At 69.9% G+C, this 25,907-nt stretch carries 24 protein-coding genes; 18 read left to right on the plus strand and 6 right to left on the minus strand.

Annotation, left to right across the window (positions count from 1 at the left end; all coding sequences use genetic code 11):
• Window positions 1-74: 74 nt before the first annotated feature.
• On the minus strand, window positions 75-458 hold the full coding sequence (locus tag ABD798_RS16100) for a hypothetical protein (protein WP_344875455.1): 384 nt from the start codon (window positions 456-458) through the stop codon (window positions 75-77).
• Window positions 459-485: 27 nt separating this feature from the next.
• Between ABD798_RS16100 and ABD798_RS16105 the strand changes: the two genes are divergently transcribed.
• Together ABD798_RS16105 and ABD798_RS16110 are read left to right on the plus strand one after the other, a co-directional pair.
• Window positions 486-1,814, plus strand: a complete 1,329-nt coding sequence (locus ABD798_RS16105; protein ID WP_344875457.1) for a helix-turn-helix domain-containing protein — start codon at window positions 486-488, stop codon at window positions 1,812-1,814.
• Between the two features lie 477 nt (window positions 1,815-2,291).
• Complete coding sequence (locus ABD798_RS16110; protein ID WP_344875459.1) at window positions 2,292-3,077, plus strand: response regulator transcription factor; 786 nt, start codon at window positions 2,292-2,294, stop codon at window positions 3,075-3,077.
• A 541-nt stretch (window positions 3,078-3,618) separates the two neighbouring features.
• Here ABD798_RS16110 and ABD798_RS16115 read toward each other — a convergent pair.
• A complete protein-coding gene (locus tag ABD798_RS16115; protein ID WP_344875461.1) occupies window positions 3,619-4,200 on the minus strand; it encodes a pyridoxamine 5'-phosphate oxidase family protein in 582 nt (193 codons plus the stop codon).
• A 122-nt stretch (window positions 4,201-4,322) separates the two neighbouring features.
• Between ABD798_RS16115 and ABD798_RS16120 the strand changes: the two genes are divergently transcribed.
• Both ABD798_RS16120 and ABD798_RS16125 read left to right on the plus strand, forming a co-directional pair.
• Window positions 4,323-5,597, plus strand: coding sequence for a four-carbon acid sugar kinase family protein (locus ABD798_RS16120; RefSeq protein ID WP_344875463.1), 1,275 nt, complete (start codon window positions 4,323-4,325; stop codon window positions 5,595-5,597).
• The gene (locus tag ABD798_RS16125) at window positions 5,594-7,117 is read left to right on the plus strand and encodes an FGGY-family carbohydrate kinase (RefSeq protein ID WP_344875465.1); all 1,524 of its coding nucleotides are present in this window, start codon (window positions 5,594-5,596) and stop codon (window positions 7,115-7,117) included. Before ABD798_RS16120 ends, ABD798_RS16125 begins: the two co-directional genes overlap by 4 nt.
• 13 nt (window positions 7,118-7,130) lie before the next feature.
• Here ABD798_RS16125 and ABD798_RS16130 read toward each other — a convergent pair whose 3' ends face one another.
• Entirely contained in the window at window positions 7,131-7,607 is a 477-nt protein-coding gene (locus ABD798_RS16130) for a hypothetical protein (protein WP_344875467.1), read from the minus strand.
• A gap of 182 nt (window positions 7,608-7,789) precedes the next feature.
• Between ABD798_RS16130 and ABD798_RS16135 the strand changes: the two genes are divergently transcribed.
• On the plus strand, window positions 7,790-8,410 hold the full coding sequence (locus ABD798_RS16135; RefSeq protein WP_344875469.1) for a VC0807 family protein: 621 nt from the start codon (window positions 7,790-7,792) through the stop codon (window positions 8,408-8,410).
• Between the two features lie 75 nt (window positions 8,411-8,485).
• Here the strand turns inward: ABD798_RS16135 and ABD798_RS16140 are convergent, their stop codons facing one another.
• Window positions 8,486-9,205, minus strand: coding sequence for a MerR family transcriptional regulator (locus ABD798_RS16140; protein WP_344875471.1), 720 nt, complete (start codon window positions 9,203-9,205; stop codon window positions 8,486-8,488).
• A 61-nt stretch (window positions 9,206-9,266) separates the two neighbouring features.
• Here ABD798_RS16140 and ABD798_RS16145 point away from each other — a divergent pair, with 61 nt between their 5' ends.
• The 6 genes from ABD798_RS16145 to ABD798_RS16170 all read left to right on the plus strand — a co-directional run bounded on the left by ABD798_RS16145 (window position 9,267) and on the right by ABD798_RS16170 (window position 16,848).
• Window positions 9,267-10,427, plus strand: a complete 1,161-nt coding sequence (locus ABD798_RS16145; RefSeq protein WP_344875473.1) for a CaiB/BaiF CoA transferase family protein — start codon at window positions 9,267-9,269, stop codon at window positions 10,425-10,427.
• A 1-nt stretch (window position 10,428) separates the two neighbouring features.
• Window positions 10,429-11,571, plus strand: coding sequence for an acyl-CoA dehydrogenase family protein (locus ABD798_RS16150; RefSeq protein ID WP_344875475.1), 1,143 nt, complete (start codon window positions 10,429-10,431; stop codon window positions 11,569-11,571).
• A 67-nt stretch (window positions 11,572-11,638) separates the two neighbouring features.
• On the plus strand, window positions 11,639-12,517 hold the full coding sequence (locus ABD798_RS16155) for an oxygenase MpaB family protein (protein WP_344875477.1): 879 nt from the start codon (window positions 11,639-11,641) through the stop codon (window positions 12,515-12,517).
• Window positions 12,507-13,349 carry an oxygenase MpaB family protein gene (locus tag ABD798_RS16160; protein WP_344875479.1) on the plus strand — a complete coding sequence of 281 codons (843 nt, stop codon included), beginning with the start codon at window positions 12,507-12,509 and terminating at the stop codon, window positions 13,347-13,349. Before ABD798_RS16155 ends, ABD798_RS16160 begins: the two co-directional genes overlap by 11 nt.
• A gap of 100 nt (window positions 13,350-13,449) precedes the next feature.
• Window positions 13,450-14,661: an acetyl-CoA C-acetyltransferase gene (locus tag ABD798_RS16165; RefSeq protein WP_344875481.1), complete on the plus strand. Its 1,212-nt coding sequence runs from the start codon at window positions 13,450-13,452 to the stop codon at window positions 14,659-14,661.
• 21 nt (window positions 14,662-14,682) lie between these two features.
• Window positions 14,683-16,848 (plus strand): 3-hydroxyacyl-CoA dehydrogenase NAD-binding domain-containing protein, encoded by a 2,166-nt coding sequence (locus ABD798_RS16170; RefSeq protein ID WP_344875483.1) that lies wholly within the window; start codon window positions 14,683-14,685, stop codon window positions 16,846-16,848.
• A 199-nt stretch (window positions 16,849-17,047) separates the two neighbouring features.
• On the opposite strand, the gene ABD798_RS16175 is transcribed toward ABD798_RS16170, so the two are convergent.
• Together ABD798_RS16175 and ABD798_RS16180 are read right to left on the minus strand one after the other, a co-directional pair.
• Window positions 17,048-18,385, minus strand: coding sequence for a 6-phospho-beta-glucosidase (locus tag ABD798_RS16175; protein ID WP_344875485.1), 1,338 nt, complete (start codon window positions 18,383-18,385; stop codon window positions 17,048-17,050).
• Entirely contained in the window at window positions 18,382-19,134 is a 753-nt protein-coding gene (locus tag ABD798_RS16180) for a DeoR/GlpR family DNA-binding transcription regulator (RefSeq protein ID WP_344875487.1), read from the minus strand. The genes ABD798_RS16175 and ABD798_RS16180 overlap by 4 nt, the downstream gene beginning before the upstream one ends.
• Before the next feature lie 155 nt (window positions 19,135-19,289).
• Here ABD798_RS16180 and ABD798_RS16185 point away from each other — a divergent pair, with 155 nt between their 5' ends.
• The 7 genes from ABD798_RS16185 (at window position 19,290) to ABD798_RS16215 (ending at window position 25,800) form a co-directional block, all read left to right on the plus strand.
• Complete coding sequence (locus tag ABD798_RS16185) at window positions 19,290-20,417, plus strand: carbohydrate kinase family protein (RefSeq protein ID WP_344875489.1); 1,128 nt, start codon at window positions 19,290-19,292, stop codon at window positions 20,415-20,417.
• Window positions 20,418-20,431: 14 nt separating this feature from the next.
• Window positions 20,432-21,760, plus strand: a complete 1,329-nt coding sequence (locus ABD798_RS16190) for an extracellular solute-binding protein (protein WP_344875491.1) — start codon at window positions 20,432-20,434, stop codon at window positions 21,758-21,760.
• Window positions 21,747-22,619, plus strand: a complete 873-nt coding sequence (locus ABD798_RS16195) for a carbohydrate ABC transporter permease (protein WP_344875493.1) — start codon at window positions 21,747-21,749, stop codon at window positions 22,617-22,619. Before ABD798_RS16190 ends, ABD798_RS16195 begins: the two co-directional genes overlap by 14 nt.
• The gene (locus ABD798_RS16200) at window positions 22,619-23,425 is read left to right on the plus strand and encodes a carbohydrate ABC transporter permease (protein WP_344875495.1); all 807 of its coding nucleotides are present in this window, start codon (window positions 22,619-22,621) and stop codon (window positions 23,423-23,425) included. The genes ABD798_RS16195 and ABD798_RS16200 overlap by 1 nt, the downstream gene beginning before the upstream one ends.
• 49 nt (window positions 23,426-23,474) lie before the next feature.
• Window positions 23,475-24,044, plus strand: coding sequence for a carboxypeptidase (locus ABD798_RS16205; RefSeq protein ID WP_344875497.1), 570 nt, complete (start codon window positions 23,475-23,477; stop codon window positions 24,042-24,044).
• Window positions 24,045-24,109: 65 nt separating this feature from the next.
• Window positions 24,110-24,823, plus strand: coding sequence for a response regulator transcription factor (locus ABD798_RS16210; protein ID WP_344875499.1), 714 nt, complete (start codon window positions 24,110-24,112; stop codon window positions 24,821-24,823).
• 26 nt (window positions 24,824-24,849) lie between these two features.
• Window positions 24,850-25,800: a sensor histidine kinase gene (locus tag ABD798_RS16215; RefSeq protein WP_425549233.1), complete on the plus strand. Its 951-nt coding sequence runs from the start codon at window positions 24,850-24,852 to the stop codon at window positions 25,798-25,800.
• Window positions 25,801-25,907: the final 107 nt, after the last annotated feature.

The following is a 25,907-nucleotide window of genomic DNA, read 5'->3' on the forward strand; positions in this document are numbered from 1 at the left end:
TGACAAAGGACGGGGTGCCGCCCTCGCAGGCACCCCGTCCCTCATGTCATGTCAGTGCTAGTCGTCCCCGGCGGTCAGGGGTCGGGCCACTCAACGCCCGGGCCCAGCGGCGGGAGGCCTCCGCTAAGGACCACGAAGCCGGGAGTGTCCGGCCACTCGATACCGCCCGGGTCCATGGCGAGCCGCGTCACGGCGTTCCTGCCCGTCGGCTGGCAGGAGCCCGGCCACGCGACATCGTCGCAGATCGCGGGTGCGGCGGCGGTCAACTCGCTGACGACGGCCTTCGGGTTCGGCGGCTGGCAGAGCGGCCACTCGATGCCGCAGGGCTTGCGCCCCGGGTCCGCCTGGACCTGCTGCGTCTCGGTCGCAAGCGTCGAAACGGTATCGGTGGATTGAACGCCACTGTCTAGCGGTGAAAGAATTCCCGCGTACAGTGTCATCAGAAAGGCAACAAGCATGCCTGCCTCCTTGAGTAGCTACCTGTCATGACATCTGCCGATCGAGTCAGCGCCGAGCGCGAGCTGCCCGCCACGTTCGGTGACCGACTGCGTGCCTTGCGTGTTTCCCGAGGTCTGACGCAGCGCGACCTCGCCGGTGAGGGTCTGTCGAGCAGCTACCTGTCCCGCCTGGAATCGGGGCAACGTACCCCCACGCCGAAGGTCGTGGAACAGCTCGCCGCCAGGCTGGGGGTGCCGACCGAGTCCTTCGCCGGGCTCGACAACGGCACCCGCGTCAGCGGTGGTGAGTTCATGGTGGGCTACGCCCGCGTGATGGACCTGCTCCTGGAGGGCAGGCCGGACGCCGCCCTCGAAGTGCTGGACGCGCTGCGGGAGAACGTCCGTGACCCGCAGGACCGCTGGTTCTGCGAGTACGTCGCGGCTTCCTGCGCGGGCAAGCTCGGCCGCACCCAGGACGTCGCCGATCGCCTCGAGGCGATCGAGCCGATGTACCGGGGACTGCCCGCGGCCGCCAAGGTCGCCAGCGAGACCCTCAACGCCGCCGCGCTGCGCAACCTCGGGCGCTTCCGCGAGGCAGCCGACCTCGCCCAGCGGGCGCTGCTGGAGGCCGAGGGCCTCGCCAACGCCGACTTCTCGCCGGGGCAGGCGTGGCCGCTGCGCCTGCGCGCCTCCGTGTCGCTGGCGTCCTCGCTCGCCGAGGCGCGCCGGATCGACGAGGCGCTGCGCGTGTGCGCCCGTGGCATCGAACTGGTCAACGCCGGTCCTCAGGACGTCCCGGACTGGCGCAGCCGCTCCACGTTCACCGAGGCCGCGGTCACCATGCACTGGACCTACGCCGGTGCGCTGACCCGCGCGGGCTTCCTCGACAAGGCCGCGGAGCAGATCCAGGCCGCGCTGGCGTACCCCGCGGAGACCATCGGCGCCGACCTGTGGTGCCGGGTCCGGCTGACCACCGTCTACATGGTGCTGAACTTCGACCTGCCGCTGCCGGTCTCCGCCGAGTCCCTGCTCGAAGAGGTCACGCAGCTGCGCAGGGCCGCCAGCAGCCAGGTCGACTCGCAGGTGGCGCTGATGCGCTCGGCCGTCGCGGTTCGCGCTGGACAACCGGAAAGCGCTCTCGACCACGCGGAGAGCGCGCTGTCCGGACCGCTGGACACCGCCGACCAGATGCGCGCCCTGATGACGGTGGTGCGGCTGAGCGCTCAGCTCGGCAGGGAGGAGCGGCGGCTCAGCGCGCTTGACGAGCTGCTGCAGCACCTGGACTCGGCCGATCCGGACGAGGTGCGCCCGGCGCTGCTCAAAGAGGTCGCCTCGTTGTCCGTGCAGACCCTGCGCGATCAGCGCGCACGCGCGTAGCCGGCGCTCCCCCGCCCCGGGGGAGACCGGCTCGCCGTCCCGCGAGCCGCCCGCTCGCCTGTCACGCACTGTCATGGTTGACCCTGACTGAGTGGCTACGAAGGTAGGCCCGTCGCGCCATGGTGCCGCCCGTTTCCCGTGGTGCTCACCCACGGTGTTCAACGGCAGAAGGGTAAAAGGGCGAGCCTGGCCCGTCAACGTGACTCGGCGGTCTGGGACGGGTTGTCAACAGTTTGACAAACGCGCTCCCGGCGTACTCTGGCCGAAGGACACGCGTCCGGGCTACTCCGGCAGTACCTACTTGCAGGTTAACGGCGCGTTGCCGGGGCGGGGGACGCTGCCCATCTCGATGACAGGCGTGTTGACTGACGGACGCCTACTTAAGTAGGATCGGGTTGTCAGAAGTTGTCAACACTCGCGGCAATGTGGGATGCCAAGTTGGCAGCTCTGTCCCGGGGGCCAGTCGAAAGGTCTGTCATGTCGCTGCACACTCCGCCGCCTGACCTGCGTCCACGCGATGTTTCGTGCACCTGTTCGCGTGAGGAGACGCAGGACACCAGACTGCGCGTGCTCGCCGTCGACCGTCACCCGGTCGTGGCTGAGGGCCTTCGCGCCTGCTTCGCCAGGCACCCCGACTTCGCCTTCGTCGGCGCCGTCGGTGGCGGCGCCCGCGTCGTGGACCAGGTCTGCGCGGCCCGCCCGGACGTCGTCCTGGTGGACATCGACCTCGGCGAGGTCGACGGCATCGAGGTGATCAAGGCGGTGCTGCGCACCCGCCTGCCCGTGGTCGTCGTCGTCTTCTCCGACAACCAGGCGCGGGCCGGGGCCGCGCTGGAGGCGGGCGCGATGGGCTTCGTGCTCAAGACCGCCGCGCCGGAGGAGCTGATCTCCGCCGTCCGCCAGGCCCGCAGCGGGGTCGCGGCCATGCCGTCGCAGCTGCTGCCCGCGCCCGGCCGGATGCCGAGGCTGCGCAGGCAGGAGAGCCGTTCGGTGCTCTCCGGTCGCGAGCTGGACGTGCTGCGCCTGGTCGCCGAGGGGCTGACCAACGCCGAGATCGGCCGCAGGCTCTTCGTCGCCGAGACCACCGTCAAGACCCACCTGCAGCGGGTCTTCTCCAAGCTGCACGTCAGCGACCGGGCGGCGGCCGTGGCCAACGCCCTGTCCAACGGACTGCTCATCCCGGGGCCCGAGGGCTTCGGTGGCGGACTGCGCGTCCTCGACGCCGAGCCCGTGATGACCGGCGCCCGCCGGTCGGCGAGCTAGGCCGAGCCAGGCATTGCCCGGGCCGGCTTCGGGGGTCAGCCCGGACCTGCCAGTCGGGGCGATCCGGCCCACGACCCTGTACCGGTTGGGCGACCAGCCGGAGTGGTGCCGGTGGGGACCTGGGCCGGTGGTGACAATCTCCAGTCACCACCGGCCCAGGCCCGTCTCCGACTGACCAGTGCGCTTCGCGCGTGACAAACCTGTCAAGCCGCCGTGTCTCCGCGAGTCACCGGGTTCGCCGGTCTTCAAGTCCCGCGAACCCCGCGCCGCGCCGAAGTAGGGGGCGGTTAGCGATGATCGACACGGGGGTTCGGTGGTCTTGAAGACGCCCAAACCCCCGGCGACGCCGTGAGCGGAAGCCCTCACCTCACGCCAAAGTCCCGTTCGGTGCGTTGAGCGCACTGAACGGGTCGTTTGGTGCGCTCAAGGACCTGAACGGGTCGTTTGGTGCGTTCGAGGGGGTGTGGCGTAACCAATGCGGCATTGGTTACGTCTGGCGAAACAAATGCCACATTGGGTACGAAAACGGGAGCGGGTGGGGTCAGGCGGTGCGCGGGGGGAGGGGGAGCGGCAGGGCGGGCAGGCCGTCGATGCTGGTGCCGTTGAAGTCCTTGCTCGCGCAGTACGCCGCGAACTCCTCGTCGGTCTTGCGGCCGAAGTAGCGGGCGTGCAGGTCGCGGTCCTCGCGGTAGTCCATGAACGGTACGGCGTAGCCGCAGGTGTCGGTGATCCGCTCGGCGTTGATCACGATGATCGCCCGGACCGCGGGCCCGTCGGCCGAGGCGAAGTGCGGGATCAGCTCGGCGAAGCGCGGGTCGTCGCGCAGCACCACCTCACCGGTCCCGTGGACGCGGACGATGGCGGGCGGTCCTTCGAAAGCGCACCACATCACGGTGATCCGCTTGTTCTCGCGCACGTGCGCGATGGTCTCGGCGTGGCTGCCGCCGAAGTCCAGGTACGCCACGGTCAGCTCGTCCAGCACGGCCAGCGTGCTGGAGCGGCCCTTGGGCGAGAGGTTGACGTGCCCGTCCCCGGACAGCGGTGCCGTAGCGACGAAGAACAGGGGCTGGCGCTCGATGAACTCGCGCAGCCGGCCGTCGATCCGCGGGTAGCTCTTTCCCATGCAGCGAGTGTGCACTCGATATTCCCGAAGGGTCGTCAGATTGTTGACAGCTCACACCCGAATGCGAGAGGTTCGGCAGTGCCCTGCATCACACCGCTCATCGCTCACTGGCTGGACCGGTCTTGACTGTTGCCACCCATGAGGTGTTCGCCGCCGCCGCCGACCACCGCAGGGTCGTCATCATCGACGACGACCCCACCGGGACCCACACGGCTTCCGACATCGACGTCGTGCTGCGTCCGGACACCGCCGCCTTCGACGCGTTCCTGCGCGGCCCTCGCAAGGCCGTGTTCGCCTTGTCCAACACCCGAGGCCTGCCCCGCTCCACGGCGGCGGCGATGGTCTCCGGCATCGTCGAACAGGCCAGGACGGCCGCCAAGGCCACCGGCCAGGACGTCGCGTTTCTCTTACGAGGGGACTCCGCGCTGCGCGGGCACGTCTTCCCGGAGATGGAAGCCGTCGCGCAGAACACCTCGGGGCTGTTCGTCCCGGCGTTCCTGGAGCGCGGCCGGTTCACCAGGGACGGCGTGCACTACATCAGCGTCGACGGCACGGCGGTCCCGGCCGCTGACACGGCGTTCGCGCGCGACAGCGTCTTCGGCTACCGCAGCCACTCCATCGCGGACTGGGTCGACGAGGTCACCCAGGGCCGGTGGAAAGCACGCACGGTCGGCCTGGACGTGCTGCGCGAGCGCGGCTACGCGGCGGTGCGGGACGCGCTCTTCGACGCCGGGCCGCACGAGGTGGTCGTGCCCGACGCCACCGAGCACGCGGACCTGGAGACGATCTCCGAAGGCCTGATCGCCGCCGAGCGCTCCGGCAAGTCCGTCGTCACCCGCTGCGGGGTGTCCTTCGCGTCGGTGCGCGCGTGCCTGCGCTCGCGCACGATCGACGAGGCCAAGCTCAGCGGGCGCGGCAGGCTGCTGGTGATCTGCGGATCGGTCAGCGAGACCAGCACCAGGCAGGTGGACGCGCTCGGCGAGCTGGCGAACCGGCGGATCGAGATCTCCACGGCCGCCTCGATCGGCGGCTGCCCCGACATGGTCGGCGAGCTGACCACGCGGATCACCGCCGAGCTGGACGAGCGCGGGGTGGCGATGCTGAGCACCGAGCGCTCCGAGCACGGGGGACCGGACACCCCGACCATGTTGCTGGACTCGATCACCGAGATCGTCTCGGTGGTCGCCAACGACGTGGACAGCGTGATCGTCAAGGGCGGCATCACCTCCTCCAGGGTCGCCACCGACGGGTTCCGGGCGCGCCGCGCGACGGTCGCCGGGCAGCTGATGCCGGGCGTTCCGCTGTGGTTGCTGGAGAACCGGCCGTTCGTGGTGGTTCCCGGCTCCGTCGGCGAGGACGACGCGCTGCGCAGGCTCGTCAGCGCGTTCGCCGGGTGAGCACCTCCTCAGCCGGATCGGCCGGACCGGCCGGACCGGCCGGTGGCGCACCGCGCCGCCTGCTCGCCGGGGTCGACGTCGGCAGCGCCAACACCAAGGTCGGCCTCTTCGGCGTGGACGGCGTCCCGGTCGTGCGGCTGGTGCGGCCGACCCCGCGCGGGCAGGGCGGCCAGCACTACGACGCCGAGCGGATCGTCCGGGTGGTGCTGGACTGCCTCGCGGAGTGCGTCAGCGTCGCGGGCACGGCGCCGGAGGCCATCGGCGTCGCGAGCATGGCGGAGACCGGAGTCGCCCTCGACGCGGACCTGAAACCGTTGCACCCCATGCTTTCCTGGGCCGACGGACGGGCAGCGGCGCAGACCGCGTGGCTGGACCGCGAGCTGGGCGCGGTGTCGTTGGCCGCGACGACCGGGCTCCCGGTGCACGCGCGCCACCCGCTGCCGAAGTGGTTGTGGCTGCGCGAGAACGCGGCCGGAGTGCTGCGCAAGACGCGGTGCTGGGTGAGTGTCGCGGACCTGGTCGCTCTCGCGCTGACGGGGGAGCTGAGCACGAACGTCACGCTCGCCCAGCGCACGATGGCCTTCGACGTGCGCAGCGGCGAGTTCGACGCGGATCTCCTCGCACTGGCGGGACTCCGCCGCTCGCAGCTGCCGCCGGTGCTGGCGCGCGGTGAGGTCACGGGTCAGGTCACCGAGTCCGTCGCGGTCGGCACCGGCCTGTACGCGGGCACACCGGTTGTCATCGCCGGGCACGACCACCTCGTCGGCGCGTACGCGGCCGGGGTGCGGGCGCCCGGCCAGCTCGCCGATTCGGCGGGCTCGACGGAAGCGGTGATCGCGGTCGCCGACCGGCTCGCCGACCCGTCCGCTCTGGTCGCGACGGGAACCAGCGCGGGGCGCTACGTGGACGGCTCGCGCTGGTGCATGATCGGCGAGCTGCCGGGCAGTGGCGCGCTCGCGGAGTGGTTCGTGCGGCGGATGCTGGCTGAGCGCGACGCCGGCGAGGACGCGGTGAAGCGTTTCATCGACCTCGTCGCGGAGAGCACCGAGCGGCCGACCGGCGTTGTCGTCGAGCCGTACCTGCACGGCTGCGCGGCGCCGCAACCGCGACCGCACCGCCGGCTCGCGCTGCGCGGGGTGACCGAGCGGCACAATCTCGCCGACCTGGCCGCTGCCGTGCTGGAGGGCACCGCGTTCCACGCGCGCTGGGTGTCGGAAGAGATCGCCGCGATCACCAACGTGCTTCCCGCACGTGTCACAGTGCTTGGCGGAGAACGACTTCCGGGCTGGGCGCAGATCAAGGCCGCGGTCAACCCGTGGCCCACCACCACGGTGAACGGGGACCCCACCCTGGTCGGCGCCGCACTGCTGGCCGCGCCCGCCGCCGGTCTCGCGTCGGTGGACCCGGGAGTGGAGCGGACCGAGGTCACGGCGGGGCCCGTCGTCTCCGCGCGCTACGAAGCCTTGTACCGCAGGAGGTTCCTGCCGCCGACCGGAGAGCAGTTCCCCGCGCGCCGATGATCCGCGCTCGTGGTCAGGGGTTCGGGGGAGCGGTTGCCGGGGTGATGCGGCCGGTGTCGAGCACCTGGGCGATCTGCGCCTTGTCCTCGCCCCGGCTCACGGTCACCAGCACGCCCGCCGCGCTGACCACCATGGAGAACTCGGGCGCGTACGGCAGCTGCGTCGGCTTCGCCACGTAGGACGGCAGCCTGGTGACGATCTCGGTGCTGGGCTTGGCGTTCTCCACCGGCTCCAGGAGAAGCGCGTCGGTCCTCTTCTCCTGCGCGGGGCAGTTCTGCGCCTGGCCGGGGTGCCCGAGGTAGACGGCGTGCTTGTCGAAGCGGACGCAGGTGCTCGGCGCGCTCTCCAGGTTCACCACCTCCCACGAGGCGGGCACGTCGATCTCGTAGCCGTGGTAGCTGACCGTTTTCGTGTCCTCGCCCGCGTTCGCGGTGCCCGGCGCGGCGAGGAGCGCGGCCAGGAGGAACAGCGGCGGCGTGAGGCGGTGCATGCTCCGACCCTCGCACCGGGCGTGCGCCGCCGCAGTGCCGCGCCAGGGAACGCACACCTCTGAGTGAGGCGGGTTTGGCTCAGTCATTCTGCTGAGGCGCCTCATAGGGACACTGATTTCCCGTCGTGGTGGGGAATCCGTGTGGTTCGCTGTCCTCGCTCGTCGCGCTGTGGGGAGGCAAGGTGCCGAAGTCCAGCAAGAAGTCGATCGTGCCGGTGTTGTTGTTCGACGTCGGCCTCCCGCTCGGCGCCTACTACGGGGCTCGCGCACTCGGGTTCGCGGAGTACCACGCGCTGCTCGCGGCCACGCTCGTCGCGGGCGCGCGGGTCGGCTACGCGGCGTGGCGGCGCAGGACCTTCGACGCGATCTCCATGGTGATGCTGCTGATGTTCGGCGTCGGCCTCGCGCTGTCCTTCGTGACCGGCGAGGAGCGCATGCTGTTGGTGTTGCAGTCCGGCACGACCGGAGTGCTCGGGTTGTTCCTGCTCGGCACGTGCGTGTTCGGCGCGCCCGCCGCGTTCACCGTCGCCAAGCGCGTCCGCTCCGGCGAGAAGGAGCTCGTGCGACGCTGGGAATCGCTCTACGCCGAGGAATCCGGCTTCCGGCGGATCTTCACGGTGATCACGTTGGTGTGGGCGCTGTCGTTGGTCGGCGAGGCCGCGCTGCGCGTTCCCGTTGCCTTCCTGTTCCCCTTGGACGCGGCCATCGGCCTCTCGTCGGTGATGCCCGCCGTGATCATCACCGCCGCGTTGGTGTGGACGTCCTGGTACGGCAAGCGAGCCGGGGCGCGGTACACCGCGTAGCGACGCACCGCGCCCACCCCTCGGCGCGGTGAGGATGCTGCACCGCTGACCTTGCGCGGATCTGCAATGCGCAGGTCAGGAGCCGGAGACCTTGCGGCGGAGAGTGTGGTTGACGGCGCGTTCGAAGCCGCTGACCAGGGCCTGGATGGTGACGGGCTTGAGTTTGTCGGTGATCTGGCGGACCCGTTCGCGGTCCCCTGCCTGGCGGCCCTGTGCGACGTAGGGGCGAAGGACGTTGTCCTCGAACAGCTCTTGCAGCTCGGCGGCCATGGCCACCACGTGCCGTTCGACGACCTTCTTCGCCGCGTGCAGCATCTCCGGCGGCATGCCGAGGTCGATGATCTCCAGGCCGTTGGCCAGCAACGTCGGGTTGAGCAGCGTGAACCCGGGGCCGTCGGTGCGCTCCAGCACGCCGAGCGAGACGAGCTGCTCGAGGGTGTCCTCGTCGAGCTGGCGACCGGCGCGGCGGCTCAGCTCGTGCAGCTCGACCTCCTCGCGCGTCTCGGCCACCCACGGCGTGAGCAGCGCGCGCTGCAACGCCAGGTCCTCGGCGGAGGCGTCGTCGGGGATGCGCTGGAGGTGCCGCTCGACGGCGGCCAGGGTGAAACCGAGCGCCTGGAGCTCGCGGATCAGCTCCAACCGGGCCAGGTGCACGGGGCCGTAGAGACCGACACGACCGCGCAGACGAGGCGGCGGCAGCAGGGAGCGGCCCGCGTAGAAGCGCACGGTGCGCACCGTGACTCCGGCTCGAACGGCCAGCTCGTCCACGGTGTACTGCGCCTCGTGCTCGGCCATCATCTCTCCTTGACTGATGTGACACCAGGACTGTAACACTAGCCACGTTCAGGTCTTCCCGATGCGAAGGCGGTGCGTGGTGCCGGGTCCGCTCTCCGGAGTCAGGGTCGTCGAGCTGGCCGGGCTCGGGCCCGCGCCGTTCTGCGGCATGCTGCTGGCCGACCTCGGCGCCGAGGTGGTCCGCGTCGACCGCCCCGGAGGCGGCGGGATGCTGCCCAGGAACGCCGCCGACGTGCTCGGCCGAGGCCGCCGCGAAGTGGTGGTCGACCTCAAGCACGAGCGTGGTGCCGAGGTCGTGCTTCGCTTGGCGGAGAAGGCAGATGTGCTCATCGAAGGCTTCCGTCCCGGCGTTGCGGAGCGGCTGGGCATCGGCCCGGAGCAGTGCATGGCGCGCAACCCCAAGCTCGTCTACGGGCGGATGACCGGGTGGGGGCAGGACGGTCCGCTCGCCTCCTCCGCCGGGCACGACATCGGCTACGTCGCGATCACCGGCGCGCTGCACGCGTTCGGGCGCGCGGGCGGGCCGCCGCAGGTGCCGATGAACCTGGTCGGGGACTTCGGCGGCGGGGCGATGTACCTCGCGGTCGGCGTGCTCTCCGCGGTGATCCAGGCGGGGCGCACCGGGCGGGGCCAGGTCGTGGACGCGGCGATCGTGGACGGCACGGCGCACCTCAGCGCGATGATCCACGGCCTCGTCGCCAGCGGCGGTTGGCAGGACCAGCGCGGCGTGAACCTGCTCGACACCGGCGCTCCGTTCTACGACGTGTACGAGACCTCGGACGGCGGTCACATGGCCGTCGGCGCACTGGAACCCCAGTTCTACGCGGAGTTCGCGCGCTTGCTGGCCCCTGATGGCTTGCCGGACCGGGGCGATCCCGCGAACTGGCCGGAGCTGCGGCGGCGCATCGCGGAGATCTTCGTGAGCCGGACCCGCGACGAGTGGACCAAGGTCTTCGACGGCACCGACGCGTGCGTGTCCCCGGTGCTCGGCCTGACCGAGGCAGCGGAACACCCGCACAACAAGGCTCGCGGTGTCTTCGTGGCGCCGGGCGGAGTCGTGCAGCCCGCGCCGGCGCCGCGCTTCTCCGGCACTCCGGCGCCCCCGGTCGGCGTTCCGGCCGCGGCGGGCAGTCACACCAGGGCCGTGCTCTCCGAGTGGGGTCTGTCCGATGTGGACGAACTCATCGAATCCGGTGCCGCGCACCAGAGAAGCGAGGACTGAGATGCGCCGCGAGCTGTTCACCGCCGACCACGACGCGTTCCGCGACGCCGCGAGGACCTTCGTGGCCAAGGAGATCGAGCCCCACCACGCGCAGTGGGAGGCCGACGGCATCGTCAGCCGCGAGCTGTGGACGAAGGCCGGAGCGCAGGGCCTGCTCGGCATGGACGTGCCGGAATCCCTCGGTGGCGGGGGCGTCGAGGACTACCGCTACCAGGTGATCCTCGACGAGGAGCTGGTCAGGGTCGGAGCGAGCGGCGTCGGTTTCCCGGTGCACAACGACATCATCGTGCCCTACCTGCTGAAGCTCGCCACCGAGGAGCAGAAACGCCGGTGGCTGCCGGGATTCTGTTCCGGCGAGCTGGTCGGCGCCATCGCGATGACTGAGCCCGGCGTCGGCTCGGACCTCCAGGGGATCACCGCGACGGCGGCCCGGGACGGCGACGACTACGTGCTCAACGGCTCCAAGACCTTCATCTCCAACGGTATCCACGCCGATGTGGTGATCGTCGTCGCGCGCACAGATCCCGATGCGGGTCACCAGGGCATCAGCCTGCTCGTGGTGGAGCGCGGCATGCCAGGTTTCGAGCGTGGCCGAAACCTCGATAAAATTGGCTTGAAGGCACAGGACACCGCCGAACTGTTCTTCTCCGACGTGCGCGTTCCCGCCGCGAACCTGCTGGGGCAGGAGGGGATGGGCTTCGTCTACCTGATGCAGAACCTGCCCCGCGAACGGCTGTCCATCGCTGTCGCCGCTGTGGCCGCCGTCGAACTCGTCATCGCGCAGACGAAGCAGTACTGCTTGGAGCGCAAGGCTTTCGGTCGCCCCATCGGCAAGTTCCAGAACACCCGCTTCGAGCTGGCCGAGATGGCGACCGAGGCCCAGATCGCGCGCGTCTTCGTGGACCGCTGCATCACCGAGCACCTCTCCGACGCCCTCAGCGTCGAGCACGCGGCCATGGCGAAGTGGTGGACGACGGAGCTCCAGGTGAAGGTCGTCGACCGGTGCCTTCAGCTGCACGGCGGCTACGGCTACATGATGGAGTACCCGATCGCCAAGGCGTACCTGGACTCGCGCGTGCAGACGATCTACGGCGGCACCACTGAGATCATGAAGGAGATCGTCGGCCGCTCGATGGGGCTCTAGGTCTTCTCCTGACTCCACCACCCTCGCGGTGCCGGGACGGCGGTTTCCCGGTTCATACGCTCCTCCCATGGGCAGAACACCTTCCAGGGCAGGGTTCGGGCGGCTTGACCGCGTGCGGCTGATCGAGCGGCTTGACCCGGTGGAACACCACTTGTTGATCTACAGAACGTCTGCGGGGCTGGAGCTGCCGTGGGACTACACGCGCGCGTTGGAGCTCGCGCTGTTCCGGACGTTCTGCGTGCCAAGCATCTCGCGGCTGGTCGACCGCACGCGCGAGTTCGCGGAGCGCCCGCAGCGCCGCTACGACGACACGCGCGTGCTGATGGGCGAACTCGCGTTGCACGGCTACGACTCGGTGCGCGGGAAGACCGCGCTGCGCACGATGAACCGCCTGCACGGGCGCTACGACATCAGCAACGACGACATGCTCTACGTGCTGTCGACCTTCATCTACGAGCCGGTGCGGTGGATCGACCGGTACGGCTGGCGCCCGCTGACCGAGCACGAGCGCGTCGCGGGGTACGTGTTCTATCGCGAAGTTGGAAAACGTATGGGCATAAAGGACATTCCGCCCAGCTTCGAGGCGTTTGAGCGTTTCAACGTCGACTACGAGCGCGATCACTTCCGCTACTCCCCGAGCAACGAGGCGGTCGGCAGATCGACGCTGACCATGTTCTGCGGCTGGTTCCCCCAGCCGCTGCGCGGGGTGGCTGAGCAGGGCGTACTCGCGGTGCTCGGCAAGCCGCTGAGGGCCGCTTTCGGCTTCGCTGAGCCATCTCCGGGCGCTGAGCGGGCCGTGGAACGGGTGCTGCGCGCGCACGGCGCGGCGGAGCGCTGGCTGCCGAAAAGGATGGTGAACCGACTGGAGCGCGGCACTGTCAACCGGACTTATCCTGGCTACCCCAAGGGATATCGACTGGAGGACGTTGGCGCGCATGGCAGTTGACCCCGGCTTGTTCGGGCCGAACTCGGTGACGTGGAACCTGCACGGGGACCCGGCGATGTGGCTCGGCGGCGTGTGCAGCCTGTACCTCCAGGCGCTGCACCCCCGTGCGGTCGCGGGCGTCGTGCAGAACTCGATCTTCCTCAAGGACCCGCTGGGCCGGTTGTTGCGCACCGGGAGCTTCGTCGGGCTCTCGACCTACGGCACCCACGCCGACGTGCACGAGGCCGCCGCGCGCGTGCGCCGGATCCACCAGGCGTTGAAGGGGCGCGACCAGGAGACCGGTGAGCGGTTTCCGGTGGACGACCCGGAACTGCTGCTGTGGGTGCACTGCGCCGAGGTGGCCTCTTTCGCGTCCGCGACCGTGCGCGCCGGGTTTCCCGCCACGCGGGCCCACCTGGACCAGTACTTCTCGGAGCAGCGGCGGTCGGCGGAGCTGGTGGGGCTCGCGGCGGGCGACGTGCCGGGCTCGATCGGGGAGATGTCGGAGTACTTCTCCGCGATGAAGCCCCGGCTGCGGCGCACGCCGGACGCGGACCTCGTCTACGACTTCCTGCACGCCCCGCCCATGCCGCCGTGGCTGCGATTGCCCGCGCGCGTGGGTTACCGGCCGCTGGGCCACCTGTCGTACTCGTTGCTGCCGGACTGGGCGATCGTGCGCTACGGGCGTCCGGCGTACTCGGAGGCGGGCGCGACGTCGGGGGCGCGGGCGTTCCGGCTGGCGCTGTCGGCGATCCCGAAGCGCCTGCGGTGGTCCGTGCCGTCCCGCCACCTGCTCGACGCGATCGCCCGCCTCGGCCGCTCCACCACGCCTCGCCCCGCCCTGCTCCCGTGAGCGGGGCCACAAGTTTGACCCATGTGACAGCACTGGTGTAACACTTGCGGTGAGCTTGTTACGCGCCGGTAGCGATGCGAGGCTGAAGGGCACGGCTGAGATGTCTGAAGCGTTCATTTACGACGCGATCCGAACCCCACGGGGGCGCGGCAAGAAGACCGGATCGCTGCACGAGGTCAAGCCGATCTCGCTGGTCGTGGGCCTGATCGACGAGCTGCGGCACCGCAACCCGAACCTGGACCCGCAGCGCGTCGAGGACGTCGTCCTGGGTGTCGTCTCCCCGGTCGGCGACCAGGGCTCGGTGATCGCCAAGACCGCCGCCCTCGCGGCCGGGCTGCCCGACACCGTGGCCGGTGTGCAGCTCAACCGCTTCTGCGCCTCCGGCCTTGAGGCCGTGAACACCGCCGCGCAGAAGGTGCGCTCCGGCTGGGAGGACCTGGTCATCGCGGGCGGCGTCGAGTCGATGTCGCGCGTGCCCATGGGCTCCGACGGCGGCGCGTGGGCGATGGACCCGGAAACCAGCTACAGCACGGGCTTCGTGCCCCAGGGCATCGGCGCCGACCTGATCGCCACGCTCGGAGGCTGGGACCGCGAGGCCGTTGACGCCTACGCCGTGGAGTCCCAGGTGCGCGCGGGCAAGGCGTGGACCAACGGCTACTTCAACCGCTCCGTGATCCCGGTGCGCGACCGCAACGGCCTCGTCGTGCTCGACCGCGACGAGCAGGTGCGCCCGGACAGCACGGTGGAGAGCCTCAGCGCGCTCAAGCCCTCCTTCGCCGCGATGGGCGAGATGGGCGGCTTCGACGCGGTGGCGCTCCAGAAGTACCACTGGGTCGAGAAGATCGATCACGTGCACACGGCGGCCAACTCCTCGGGCATCGTCGACGGCGCCGCGCTCGTGCTGATTGGCAGCGAGCAGGTCGGCAAGGACCTCGGCCTGACCCCGCGCGCCCGCGTCGTGGCCACCGCGCTCTCCGGAGCCGACCCGACCATCATGCTGACCGGCCCGGCCCCCGCCACCCGCAAGGCGCTGGCCAAGGCCGGACTGTCCATCGAGGACATCGACCTGATCGAGATGAACGAGGCGTTCGCGGCCGTGGTGCTGCGCTTCATGCAGGACATGGGCGTCTCGCACGACAAGGTCAACGTCAACGGTGGCGCCATCGCCATGGGCCACCCGCTCGGCGCGACCGGTGCGATGATCACCGGAACGCTGCTGGACGAGCTGGAGCGCCGCGAGGCGCGCTACGGCCTTGCCACCCTCTGCATCGGTGGCGGCATGGGCATCGCCACGATCATCGAGCGCGTCTGATTCCCGGGAGCGAGACGGACAATGACTGAGACCATTCGCTGGGAGTCGCTTGAGGACGGCATCGTCCTCCTCACCCTCGACGACCCGGGCCAGCAGGCGAACACGATGAACGAGGGCTTCCAGCGCTCCATCGTGGAGATCACCGACCGGCTGCACGCCGAGCGCGACGGCATCACCGGCGTGATCCTGACCTCCGCCAAGAAGACCTTCTTCGCGGGCGGCGACCTCAAGGACCTCGGCCGCATCCAGCCGGAGAACGCGCAGCTGGCCTTCGACGCCACGCAGCGGATGAAGGCCGCGCTGCGCAGGCTGGAGACGTTGGGGCGCCCCGTCGTCGCCGCGCTCAACGGCGCCGCGCTGGGCGGTGGCCTGGAGATCGCGCTGGCCACCCACCACCGCATCGCGCTCGACGACCCGAAGGCGCGCTTCGGCCTGCCCGAGGTGACCCTGGGCCTGCTGCCCGGCGGCGGCGGTGTCGCGCGCACCGTGCGGATGCTCGGCATCGTGGACGCGCTGATGAAGGTCCTGTTGCAGGGCAAGCAGATGCGCGTGCAGGAGGCCAAGGACACCGGCCTGATCGACGAGATCGTGCAGACGCCGGAGGAGCTGATCTCCCGCGCTCGCGAGTGGATCAAGGCCAACCCCGAGGCCGTGCAGCCGTGGGACGTCAAGGGCCACAAGATCCCCGGCGGCACGCCGTCCAACCCGAAGTTCGCGGCGAACCTGCCCGCGTTCCCGGCCAACCTGCGCAAGCAGCTCAAGGGCGCTCCGCTGCCCGCGCCGCGCAACATCCTCGCGGCGGCGGTGGAGGGCGCGCAGGTCGACTTCGACACCGCGCTGCGCATCGAGACCCGCTACTTCGTCGACCTGGCGACCGGCCAGGTGGCGAAGAACATGATCAAGGCGTTCTTCTTCGACCTCCAGCACGCCAACTCCGGCGGCAGCAGGCCGAAGGACGTCCCCTCGTGGAGGGCGACCAAGGTCGCTGTGCTCGGCGCGGGCATGATGGGCGCCGGAATCGCTTACGTGTGCGCGAAATCCGGCATCGAGGTCGTGCTCAAGGACGTCTCCACCGAGAGCGCCGAGAAGGGCAAGGCGTACTCGCAGAAGATCCTCGACAAGGCCGTCGCACGGGGACGGTCCACTCCTGAGGCTCGTGACGAGGTGCTCGCCCGCATCACGCCGACCGGTGACGTCGCCGACCTCGACGGCTGCGACCTGGTGATCGAGGCGGTCTTCGAGAACACCGCGTTGAAGCACAAGGTCTTCGGCGAGATCGAGGGCGTCGTGGCGCCGCACGCGCTGCTGGCCTCCAACACCTCGACGCTGCCGATCACCGGCCTGGCCGAGGGCGTCAAGCGCCGCAAGGACTTCGTCGGACTGCACTTCTTCTCGCCGGTGGACAAGATGCCGCTGGTGGAGATCGTCGTCGGCGAGCAGACCTCGGACGAGGCGCTGGCCCGCGCGGTGGACGTGGTCCGGCAGATCCGCAAGACCCCCATCGTCGTCAACGACAGCAGGGGTTTCTTCACCAGCCGCGTCATCGGCACCTTCCTCAACGAGGGCGTCGCCATGCTCGCCGAGGGCTACAGCGCCTCGACCATCGAGCAGGTCTCCTCGCAGGCGGGCTACCCGGCGCCGGTGCTCCAGCTGATGGACGAGCTGACGCTGACCCTCGGCCGCAAGATCCGCACCGAGACCAAGCAGGCCGTCATCGACGCCGGTGGCACCTGGACCCCGCACCCCGCCGAGGTCGTCATCGACCGCATGGTCGAGGAGTTCGGCCGCGAGGGGCGCGCGGGCGGCTCCGGCTTCTACAACTACGGTCCCGACGGCAAGCGCGCCGGTCTGTGGCCGGGCCTGGCCGAGGCGTTCCCGGTGCTGCACACCGAGGACGTGCCGTTCCAGGACCTCGTCGAGCGCCTGCTGTTCATTGAGGCGCTGGAGACCGTGCGCTGCGTGGAGGAGGGCGTGATCACCTCCGTGCCCGACGCCAACATCGGCTCCATCATGGGCATCGGCTTCCCGCCGTGGACCGGCGGCGTGCTCCAGTACATCAACGGCTACGAGGGCGGCCCCAAGGGCTTCCTGGCCCGCGCCGAGGAACTGGCCGAGCGCTACGGCGAACGCTTCACCCCGCCCGCCCTCCTGCGCACCAAGGCCGACACCGGCACCACCTTCGAGTAGCCCCCCGCACCACCGACCCCCTCACCGGCTCCCCGACCCCCACGGTCGGGGAGCCGTTTTTATGCCCTGAACGACCCGTTTGGTGCGTTGAGCGCACTGAACGGGTCGTTTAGTGCGTTAGACGCACCAAACGACCCGTTCAGGGAGTACGGCGCACCAAACGGGGCTTTCGTGTGGGGGCGGAGTGCGGTGCCAGGGGTTAGGGCTTGAGGTCGGAGAGGGTGGGGAAGGCGGTGATGTAGGCGTCGAGGGTGCGCTCGGCGGCGGCCACGGAGTCGGTGAGGGGGTGGCTGGCGAGGGCCAGGAGGGCTTGGTCGCGGTCGCGGTGGACGGCGGCGGTGATGGCGGCGCGCTCGCAGGACTTGACGCGGCGCATGAGGCCGATGGCGTGCTCCGGCAACGGGTCCGTGGCGATGGGGCGTGGGCCGTTGCCGTCGACGACGCACGGCACTTCGACGACGGCGTCGTCGGGCAGCCCGGGGACAGCACCGCGGTTGCGCACGTTGAGGATCAGCGACGTGGGGGTGTTGCCCGCGATCGAGGTCATCAGGCTGAGCGCGACCTGCTCGTAGCCACCGCCGTCCATGTCGCAGGCGTCGCGCTCCCCGGCCTCGGCGACGGCGCGGCCCTCCGCCATGTAGGTGGCCTCGCGTTCCAAGCGCACGTTTTCCCACAGCTCCAAAGCATCGGGCGCGGAGAGCACGTTGGAGTAGAACTGATCCTGTTGCGCCAGAAGGAATTCGCCGCGAGTCGTTGCCTGGTCGGCGACCGAAGCGAGGGTTTCGCGGGCGAAGTAGTAGTAGTGCAGGTACTCGTTGGGGATCGCGCGCAGCGTCCGCAGCCACGAAGCGCCGAAGAGCTTGCCCTCCTCGAAGGACGTCAGCGCGGCGGGATCGGAGAACAGCGCGGGCAGGCGGTCGTGGCCGTTGACCCGCACGGCCCGCAGCCAGCCGAGGTGGTTGAGCCCGACGTAGTCGAAGCCCGCGCGCTCGAAGGGCACGTCCAGTGCGCCAGCCACGCGGCGGCACAGGCCGACGGGGGAGTCGCAGATGCCCACGACCCGATCGCCGAGCACCGCCGACATGGCCTCGGTGACCATGCCCGCGGGGTTGGTGAAGTTGATCAGCCACGCGTCCGGGGCCAGTCTGTCCACAGTGGACGCGATCTCCATGGCGACCGGGATCGTTCGCAGCGCGTAACAGATCCCGCCCGCGCCAACGGTTTCCTGACCGAGCAGGTTCTCGCCGAGCGCCACGCGCTCATCCAGGGTGCGCCCGCGCAGACCGCCGACGCGGATCGCGGAGAACACGACGTCGGCCCCGCGCACCGCGTCCTCCAAGGACGTGGTCACCCGCAGCCGGGGACGCCAGTCGAAGGAAGCCGCCTGCCGGTCGAGGACCGCCGAAATGCCCTGGAGCCGCAAGGGATCGACGTCGTAGAGCACCAGCTCGTCCACCAAGCGGTCGGGATCGCCCAGCAGGCTCGAATGCACCAGTGGGACGCGGAACCCGCCGCCGCCCAGCACGACCAGTCTCATGCGCGCACTACCTCCACCCCTGCCTCGCTCATCACGCTGAGCGTCCGTTCGTCCGCACCGGTGTTGGTGACCAGGACGTTCACCTCGTCCGGACCGCAGATCCTGGCCAGCCCGGCACCGGGGAACTTCGCCGCGTCGGCGAGCAGCACCACCTGGTCGGCCGCGGCGAGCATGGCGCGCTTCTGCGGCACTTCGACCACGGTGTCGTCCATGACGGAGCCGTCGGAGCGCACGCCCGCCGTGCCCATGAACAGCCGGTTCGCGCGCACTTGGCGCAGCGCGTCCTCGGTCAGGAAGCCGACCATCGACCGGTAGTTCCGCCGCACCACGCCGCCGAGCAGGATCAGCTGCACCGCGTGATCGCCCACCAGCTCTTCGTAGACGGCGAGGTTGCTGGTCAGGACGGTGACCGCGCGCCCGTGCAGGTGCGCGGCGAGGCGGTGGGTGGTGGTGCCGATGTCCAGCAGCAGCACCTCGCCGTCGGCGACCGTGCTCGCGGCGGCCCTGGCCACGGCGTCCTTGTCGGCCAGGTCCTCGGCCGCCGCGCAGTCGAAGGGCGGCTCGGCGTCGGCGCTGATCATCGCGCCGCCGTGCACCCTGGTCAGCACGCCGTCGCGCTCCAGGCAGATCAGGTCGCGGCGGATGGTGGCGTGGCTGGCGTCCAGCAGCTCGGCGAGCGTGGTGACGGAGGCCGAGCCGTCCCGCGACAGGCATCGCAGGATCTCCGAGTGGCGGCGCTGAGGAAGCACGACCTGGACAGTATCAGTCAAAACCGCTCACATCTGTGATCGTTTGGTGAGTGAAGTCCGGAAAAGTCCGATCCGGGCCAGGTGGCATGCTCATGTCTTGTCACATCTCTGCACGCGGGTGCAGACTCCACGAATTCGCAGGGGAGGAGTTGTCGGTGGATCATCAGCCGCCCCATGGCCCACACGACGAGCGCCACGACCACGACCACGTCGAGATCGAGGTCGACCTCGACGCGGGAGCGAAGCTGCCCGGCGAACCCCCGGCGCTGGACGTGCTGCTCTCCGGCACGGTCTTCCTCGACATCATCTTCACCGGACTGCCGCACCTGCCCAGGACCGGGACCGAGATCTGGTCGACCGGCCTGGGCTCCAGCCCCGGCGGCATCGCCAACCTCGCCGTCGCGCTGAGCAGGCTCCAGCTCAACACCGGGCTGGCCGCCGCCTTCGGCGAGGACGTCTACGGCGACTTCTGCTGGGAGGTGCTGGCCAACCAGGAGAAGGTCGACCTCACGCACTCGCGCCGCTTCTACGGCTGGCACTCGCCGTTGACGGTGTCCATGGCGGTCAACAAGGACCGCAGCATGGTCACTCACGGCCACGCCGCGCCGACCGGGGCCGACGAACTGCTCAGCCCGCCGCCGAGGACCCGCGCGTGCTTCGTGCACGTGGACCTGCACAGCGACAACTGGGTCAAGCAGGCCAAGCAGGACGGCTCGCTGCTGTTCGCCGACGTCGGCTGGGACCCGAGCGAGAAGTGGGCGCCCTCGATGCTGCGCGAGCTGCTCGACGGCTACCACGTGTTCCTGCCGAACTCCGTCGAAGCGACCCGCTACAGCCGCACGGACGACCCGAAGGCCGCCGCGCGCAAGCTCGCCGAGATCGTCCCGGTCGTCGTGGTCACGCGCGGCGCGGACGGCGCGGTCGCGGTGGACTCGCGCACCGGTGAGGAGGCCGAGGTCGGCGGGCTCAACGTGAACGCGCTCGACCCCACCGGAGCCGGAGACGTGTTCGGCGCGGGCTTCGTGTTCGGCACGCTGGCCGGGTGGCCGCTCGCCGACCGCGTGCACTTCGCCAACCTCTGCGCGGCGCTGTCGGTGCAGCACTTCGGCGGCTCGCTTTCCGCGCCGGGCTGGTGCGACATCGCGACGTGGTGGCGGGCGCTGAGCTGCCGTCCCGACGACGGTCTGCGCGGCTACCACTTCCTCGACGACCTGCTGCCCAGCCACGGGTGTGCCACCGTGCGCAGGGCGAGCCCGACGATCGGCCTCCGGGGAAACCCGTGATGTGAGGAGGAGTCTTGCGCGGCTTCGCGGCGTCTCTCGCGGCCCTGTCCCTGGTCCTCGCGGGGTGCGTCCCCGGATCGGGATCGAGCGGGCAGCGCCCCGCCGAGCGCCCGGCGGGGGAGGTGCGCACCGACCCCGCGACCATGGGCGAGGTGACGCTGACGGTCTGGGACCAGGAGGTCCGGGGCGGTCAGGAGAAGCAGATCACCGCGCTCAACGACGCGTTCCAGCGCAAGTTCCCCAACATCAGGATCAAGCGGGTAGCGCGGTCCTTCGACGACCTGCGCAGCACGGTGAAGCTCGGGCTGACCGGAGCGGACGCGCCCGATGTCGTGCAGGTCAACAACGGCAAGCAGGACATGGGCTCGTTCGTCAAAGCCGGTCTGCTGCAACCGCTCGACGGCTACGCGACGGCGCACAAGTGGACCGAGCGCATGCCGGACTCCGTGCTGCGCCTCGCCAAGTACCCCGACAGCGGCGCGGTGCTCGGTGAGGGCAAGCTCTACGGCGTCGCGCAGACCGGGGAGCTGGTCGGGCTCTACTACAACAAGGAAAAGCTCGCCAAACTCGGCATCCAGGCGCCGAGGACCTGGGAGGAGTTCGACGCCGCGCTGGCCACCGCCAAGCGCGCTGGCGAGCTGCCGATCCAGTTCGGCAACCTGGAGAAGAGCAGCGGCACCTACCTGTTCAGCCTCGCGATGCACCGCTACGGCAAGGCGGAGGAGGAGACGCGGCTCGCCACCGGGCGCGACGGCGTCACCTGGAACACCGATGCCAACAAGCAGGCCGCGCGACTGGTGCTGTCCTGGGCGGACAACGGCTACTTCCCGCAGGGTTTCGCGGGGATCAAGGGCGACGACTCCTGGGCAGCTTTCGCAAGGGGCGAGGGCGTTTTCCACGTCAGCGGCACCTGGCTGAGCGCTGACTTGCAGGCCGCCATGGGCGACAAGGCCGGTTTCCAGCTGCCTCCCGGGCAGACAGTCACCGGTGGAACGGGCTTGCCGTTCGCGGTCAGCGGGCGCAGCAAGAACCCTGACGCGGCTGCCGCCTACATCGACTTCATCACGAACTCCGCCGCGATGAAGGTGTTGGCGGACAACGGGAATCTGCCTGCGACCGAGGCGGACAAGCAGGCAGTCTCCGGGCTCAACAAGGACGTCTTCGCGGCATGGCAGACCGCTTCGCGCTCGGCGCAGATGGTGCCGTACCTGGACTACGCGACGGTCACCGCCTACGACGTGGTGACCGGAGCGACCGAACAGCTGTTGGCCAAACAGCTCTCCGTCGAGCAGTTCCTGACGGTGCTCCAGGACGACTTGGACAAGAACCGTGGCGGCCGCTGAGCCGAGGCGCGTCGGCTACCTCTACATCCTGCCGGCGTTCCTCGTGTACGGGCTGTTCCTGCTGTTTCCGTTGCTGCACAGCGGTTGGATCTCCCTGTTCTCCTGGGACGGGCTGACGCTGGGCACGTTCGTCGGCCTGGACAACTACGCCGCGCTCGCCGCCGACGTCGGGTTCCTGTCGGCCTTCGGGCACGTCGCCGTGCTGCTGGTCTTCTTCGCGGTGCTGCCGGTGAGCATCGGTCTCGTGCTCGCGACCGCCTTGTCCCGCACCAGGATTCGCGGCATGGCGTTCTTCCGGACGGCGTTGTTCCTGCCGCAGGTCGTCGCGATGGTCGTCGTCGCGATCGCGTGGCAGCGGATCTTCGCCCCGGACGGCGCGCTCAACGACCTGCTGCGCTTCGTCGGGCTCGACGGCCTGGTCACCGCGTGGCTGGGTGACTCGGGCACCGCGCTGATCGCGGTCGGGCTCGTGGGGACGTGGGTGCAGACCGGGCTCGCGGTCGTGCTTTTCCTCGGCGGCATCGGCAAGATCTCCACCGAGCTGTTCGACGCCGTGCGCCTCGACGGCGGAGGGGTGGCCCGGGAGTTCCGCACTGTCGTGCTTCCCGCGCTGCGCGCCGAGATCGGTGTGGCGCTGACGCTGACCGTGATCGCGGCGCTGCGCACGTTCGATCTCGTGTACGTGATGACTCCGCAGGGCGGCCCCGGCGGTTCGACCACCGTGCCGTCCTACGAGATCTACCACCGCGCGTTCCACAGTGGACAGGTCGGTTCGGCCGCCGCTATCGGGATCACGCTGACCGCGCTCGCGTTCTTGATCACCTTCGGCATCACGAAGGTCACCGGGAGGGATCGCTGATGAGGGCTTCCCGACTGGAACGCGTTGGCACGTACGCGGTTCTCGGCGTGTTCACCGCCTACGCGCTGTATCCCGTGCTGGCGATCCTGTTCACCGCGCTGCGGCCCGAGGTCGTCGGCCAGGGCGGGGTGCACTGGGAGAACTTCGTGACGGCGTGGCAGCAGGGCAATTTCGGCAGCTACCTCGGCACGAGCGCGATCGTCAGCGCATGTGTCGTGGTGATCTCAGTAGTGCTGTCCGTGCTCGCCGGATATGCGTTCGGCACCATGCGGTTCCGAGGTCATCAGGCGCTGTTCTACCTGATGCTGGTCGGGATCATGGTGCCCGCTGAGGCCGTTGTCGTGCCGCTGTACTTCGATCTGCGAGACCTCGGGCTGACCAACACCTACGTGGCGCTGATCGGCCCTCAGGTCGCGCAGTCGGTGGCTTTCGGCGCTTTCTGGATGCGTACGTACTTCAGCTCGACGTCGCGGTCGGTGGTGGAGGCGGCCCGGCTCGATGGCGCGGGGCACTGGCAGACGTTGTGGCGCGTGCTGCTGCCGATGGGCCGTCCGGCGCTCGTGACGCTGATCGTCATGGTGTTCATGTGGACCTGGAACGAGTTCCTGCTCGCCCTGGTCATGGTGACCGACGAAGCGCTGCGCACCGCTCCGCTCGGGCTGCGCTTCTTTTCCGGGCGCGCGGTGACCAGTGTGCCGCTGCTCGCCGCCGCCTCCGTGCTCGTCGCGCTGCCGGTGGTGCTGGTCTACCTGTTCCTGCAACGGCACTTCATCCGGGGGATGCTCGACGGCGCCGTGAAGGGCTGAGCAGGCGGATCGAAAGCGAGCCTTAACCGGCTGCTGCCAGCCTGCTGAGATGACGCGAACAAAACTTGTGTTGAGCGGCCTCGCCTGCGCGACGGCCGTGCTGCTCGGAGCCTCCGGCACCGCCCTCGCCTTCGCGGAGCCAAGGCCGGAGCCGGACGCCGAGCTGACCAGCGCCGCCACCGCCAAGAAGATCAGGGCGGACGCGGGCATCGTCCTGCTCAACTCCCACGTCAGCGGCCGCAACCACCCGGCGTCGACCGCGCGCGCCAACATCGCCGACACCGCGGCGGGCGGCAGGGCCACCACCAGCCCGTGGAGCGACGTCGGGGTGAAGAAGGTGACGCTGACCGAGCGCATGCTCACCGGAATGCTCAAGATGCGCGCGGCCGGCTACAAGTTCCGCGTGACCACGATCGTCGGCGGCGACCACAGCACCAACTCGCGGCACTACGCGGGGCTGGCCTTCGACGTCGCCCAGATCAACGGGCGCGCGGTCAGCTCCAGCCACCCGAGCTACCGGACGTTCATGAACAAGTGCCGCGCGTTCGGCGCGACCGAGGTGCTCGGGCCGGGCAACGCCGGGCACAGCGGGCACGTCCACTGCGCGTGGCCGCGCTAGTCGCCGTAAGCAGTTCGTAAGACCCGGCACTGCTGCACGGTGCGGTTGTCTGTTACACCACGTAGATGGAGGAACTGCCGAAGGCCGACGTGACCGGCCGGGTGCTCGTCGTCGACGACGACCTGACCGTGCGCGACGTCGTCCGCCGCTACCTCGAACTCGCCGGGCACGAGGTGGAGCTGGCAGGCGACGGCGAGGAAGCGCTGCGCATGGCGGCCGAGCGGGAACCCGACCTCGTCGTGCTCGACCTCATGCTGCCCGGCGTCGACGGCCTGGAGGTCTGCCGCCGCCTGCGCGAGCGCAGCGCGGTCCCGGTGATCATGCTGACCGCGCGCGGGGACGAGGAGGACCGCGTCCTCGGACTCTCCCTCGGCGCCGACGACTACGTCAGCAAGCCGTTCAGCGCCCGCGAGCTCGCCCTGCGCGTCTCCTCCGTGCTGCGGCGCGTCGGACCCCGGCCGGTCCCCGCCGCCACCCCGGCGCTCGCCGACGGGACGCTCCGGCTGGACCTCACTGCGCGGCGGGCGGAGCGCGACGGCGGCGAGCTGACGCTGACCGGGCGCGAGTTCGACCTCCTCGCCTTCCTCATGGCGCATCCGGGCCGCGCGTACAGCCGTGCCGACCTGCTGGCTGAGGTGTGGGGCTGGGAGTTCGGCGACCAGTCCACGGTGACGGTGCACGTGCGGCGACTGCGGGAGAAGGTCGAGGCCGATCCTGCTGCTCCGGCTCGGATCGCGACCGTGTGGGGCGTCGGCTACCGCTACGACCCCTCCGGGTGAGCCCGGTGCTCGCCGACCTGCCGAAGATGGCGCTGATCGGGCTCGCCTGCGCGGTGCCCGTCGCGGCGATCGGCACTGTATTACTGCACAGACTTCGGCGCGGCTCGCTGACCGTGTCCATGGCGGTGCTCGTGCTCGTCCCGCTCGCCGCGACGCTGGCGGGGATCATCGGCATCTGCGGCTTCATGTACACCCAGCAGACCCAGGCGGCTCTCGTGGTGTGCGGGCTCGTCACGCTGATCACCGTGCCCGTGGCGCTGCTGCTCGGGCGTTCGATGAGCAGGCGCAGCGTGTGGGAGCGCGAGGCCGCTTCGGTCCGGCGTGAGTTGGTTTCGTGGATCAGCCACGACCTGCGCACGCCGCTCGCGGGCATCCGTGCCATGACGGAGGCGCTCGCGGACGGAGTGGTGTCCGACCCCGCTGAGGTCCGCGAGTACGTCGTGCGCGTTCGCGGCGAGGCCGACCGCCTCTCCGGGATGGTCGACGACCTCTTCGAGCTGTCGCGGATCAACGCGGGCGAAGTACGGCCTCGGCGCGATCCGGTGCCCCTGCGCGACGTTGTGGAGGACGTCGTCGGCTCCTCTTCTGTGCGCGTGGAGGTAGAGGAGTGGCCTGTGGTGCTCGGGGGACAACGCGAGCTCAGCCGGGCGTTGCGCAATCTGCTCGACAACGCGCTCCGGCACACCCCTGAGGACGGCGTTGTGACGGTGCGCGCGGGTGTGGCCGACGGATCCGCGTGGGTGACGGTCGACGACGAGTGCGGAGGCATCCCTCCTGGCGATCTTGACCGCGTCTTCGACGTCGCCTTCCGAGGAGGTCAGGCGCGTACTCCGGGGGAGTCGGGGGCCGGTCTGGGGCTGCCGATCGCCCAGGGGCTCGTGCGCGCGCTCGGCGGTTCGCTCGGCGTTTCGAACCACGGAACGGGCTGTCGTTTCCGGCTCACCGTGCCCCGTTCGCCGCAGGTAGAACGCGTTTAGGCCGCTCAGGCGCGCGTTCCCTCAAGGTTGCCTTAACTAACGGTAGTTGTTTGTGGGATAGATCACCCCCCAGGCGGGTGAGGGTTGCCCCTGCTGGTAACCCCCCG

This window comes from Allokutzneria multivorans (assembly GCF_039537405.1).
In the GTDB taxonomy this organism is placed as follows: domain Bacteria; phylum Actinomycetota; class Actinomycetes; order Mycobacteriales; family Pseudonocardiaceae; genus Allokutzneria; species Allokutzneria multivorans.

Coding starts and splice junctions, on each gene's coding strand:
- ABD798_RS16100 (WP_344875455.1), bottom strand. CDS start 458: ATGCTTGTTGCCTTTCTGATGACACTGTACGCGGGAATTCTTTCACCG.
- ABD798_RS16105 (WP_344875457.1), top strand. CDS start 486: ATGACATCTGCCGATCGAGTCAGCGCCGAGCGCGAGCTGCCCGCCACG.
- ABD798_RS16110 (WP_344875459.1), top strand. CDS start 2,292: ATGTCGCTGCACACTCCGCCGCCTGACCTGCGTCCACGCGATGTTTCG.
- ABD798_RS16115 (WP_344875461.1), bottom strand. CDS start 4,200: ATGGGAAAGAGCTACCCGCGGATCGACGGCCGGCTGCGCGAGTTCATC.
- ABD798_RS16130 (WP_344875467.1), bottom strand. CDS start 7,607: ATGCACCGCCTCACGCCGCCGCTGTTCCTCCTGGCCGCGCTCCTCGCC.
- ABD798_RS16140 (WP_344875471.1), bottom strand. CDS start 9,205: ATGGCCGAGCACGAGGCGCAGTACACCGTGGACGAGCTGGCCGTTCGA.
- ABD798_RS16145 (WP_344875473.1), top strand. CDS start 9,267: ATGCGAAGGCGGTGCGTGGTGCCGGGTCCGCTCTCCGGAGTCAGGGTC.
- ABD798_RS16150 (WP_344875475.1), top strand. CDS start 10,429: ATGCGCCGCGAGCTGTTCACCGCCGACCACGACGCGTTCCGCGACGCC.
- ABD798_RS16155 (WP_344875477.1), top strand. CDS start 11,639: ATGGGCAGAACACCTTCCAGGGCAGGGTTCGGGCGGCTTGACCGCGTG.
- ABD798_RS16160 (WP_344875479.1), top strand. CDS start 12,507: ATGGCAGTTGACCCCGGCTTGTTCGGGCCGAACTCGGTGACGTGGAAC.
- ABD798_RS16165 (WP_344875481.1), top strand. CDS start 13,450: ATGTCTGAAGCGTTCATTTACGACGCGATCCGAACCCCACGGGGGCGC.
- ABD798_RS16170 (WP_344875483.1), top strand. CDS start 14,683: ATGACTGAGACCATTCGCTGGGAGTCGCTTGAGGACGGCATCGTCCTC.
- ABD798_RS16175 (WP_344875485.1), bottom strand. CDS start 18,385: ATGAGACTGGTCGTGCTGGGCGGCGGCGGGTTCCGCGTCCCACTGGTG.
- ABD798_RS16200 (WP_344875495.1), top strand. CDS start 22,619: ATGAGGGCTTCCCGACTGGAACGCGTTGGCACGTACGCGGTTCTCGGC.
- ABD798_RS16205 (WP_344875497.1), top strand. CDS start 23,475: ATGACGCGAACAAAACTTGTGTTGAGCGGCCTCGCCTGCGCGACGGCC.
- ABD798_RS16210 (WP_344875499.1), top strand. CDS start 24,110: ATGGAGGAACTGCCGAAGGCCGACGTGACCGGCCGGGTGCTCGTCGTC.
- ABD798_RS16215 (WP_425549233.1), top strand. CDS start 24,850: ATGGCGCTGATCGGGCTCGCCTGCGCGGTGCCCGTCGCGGCGATCGGC.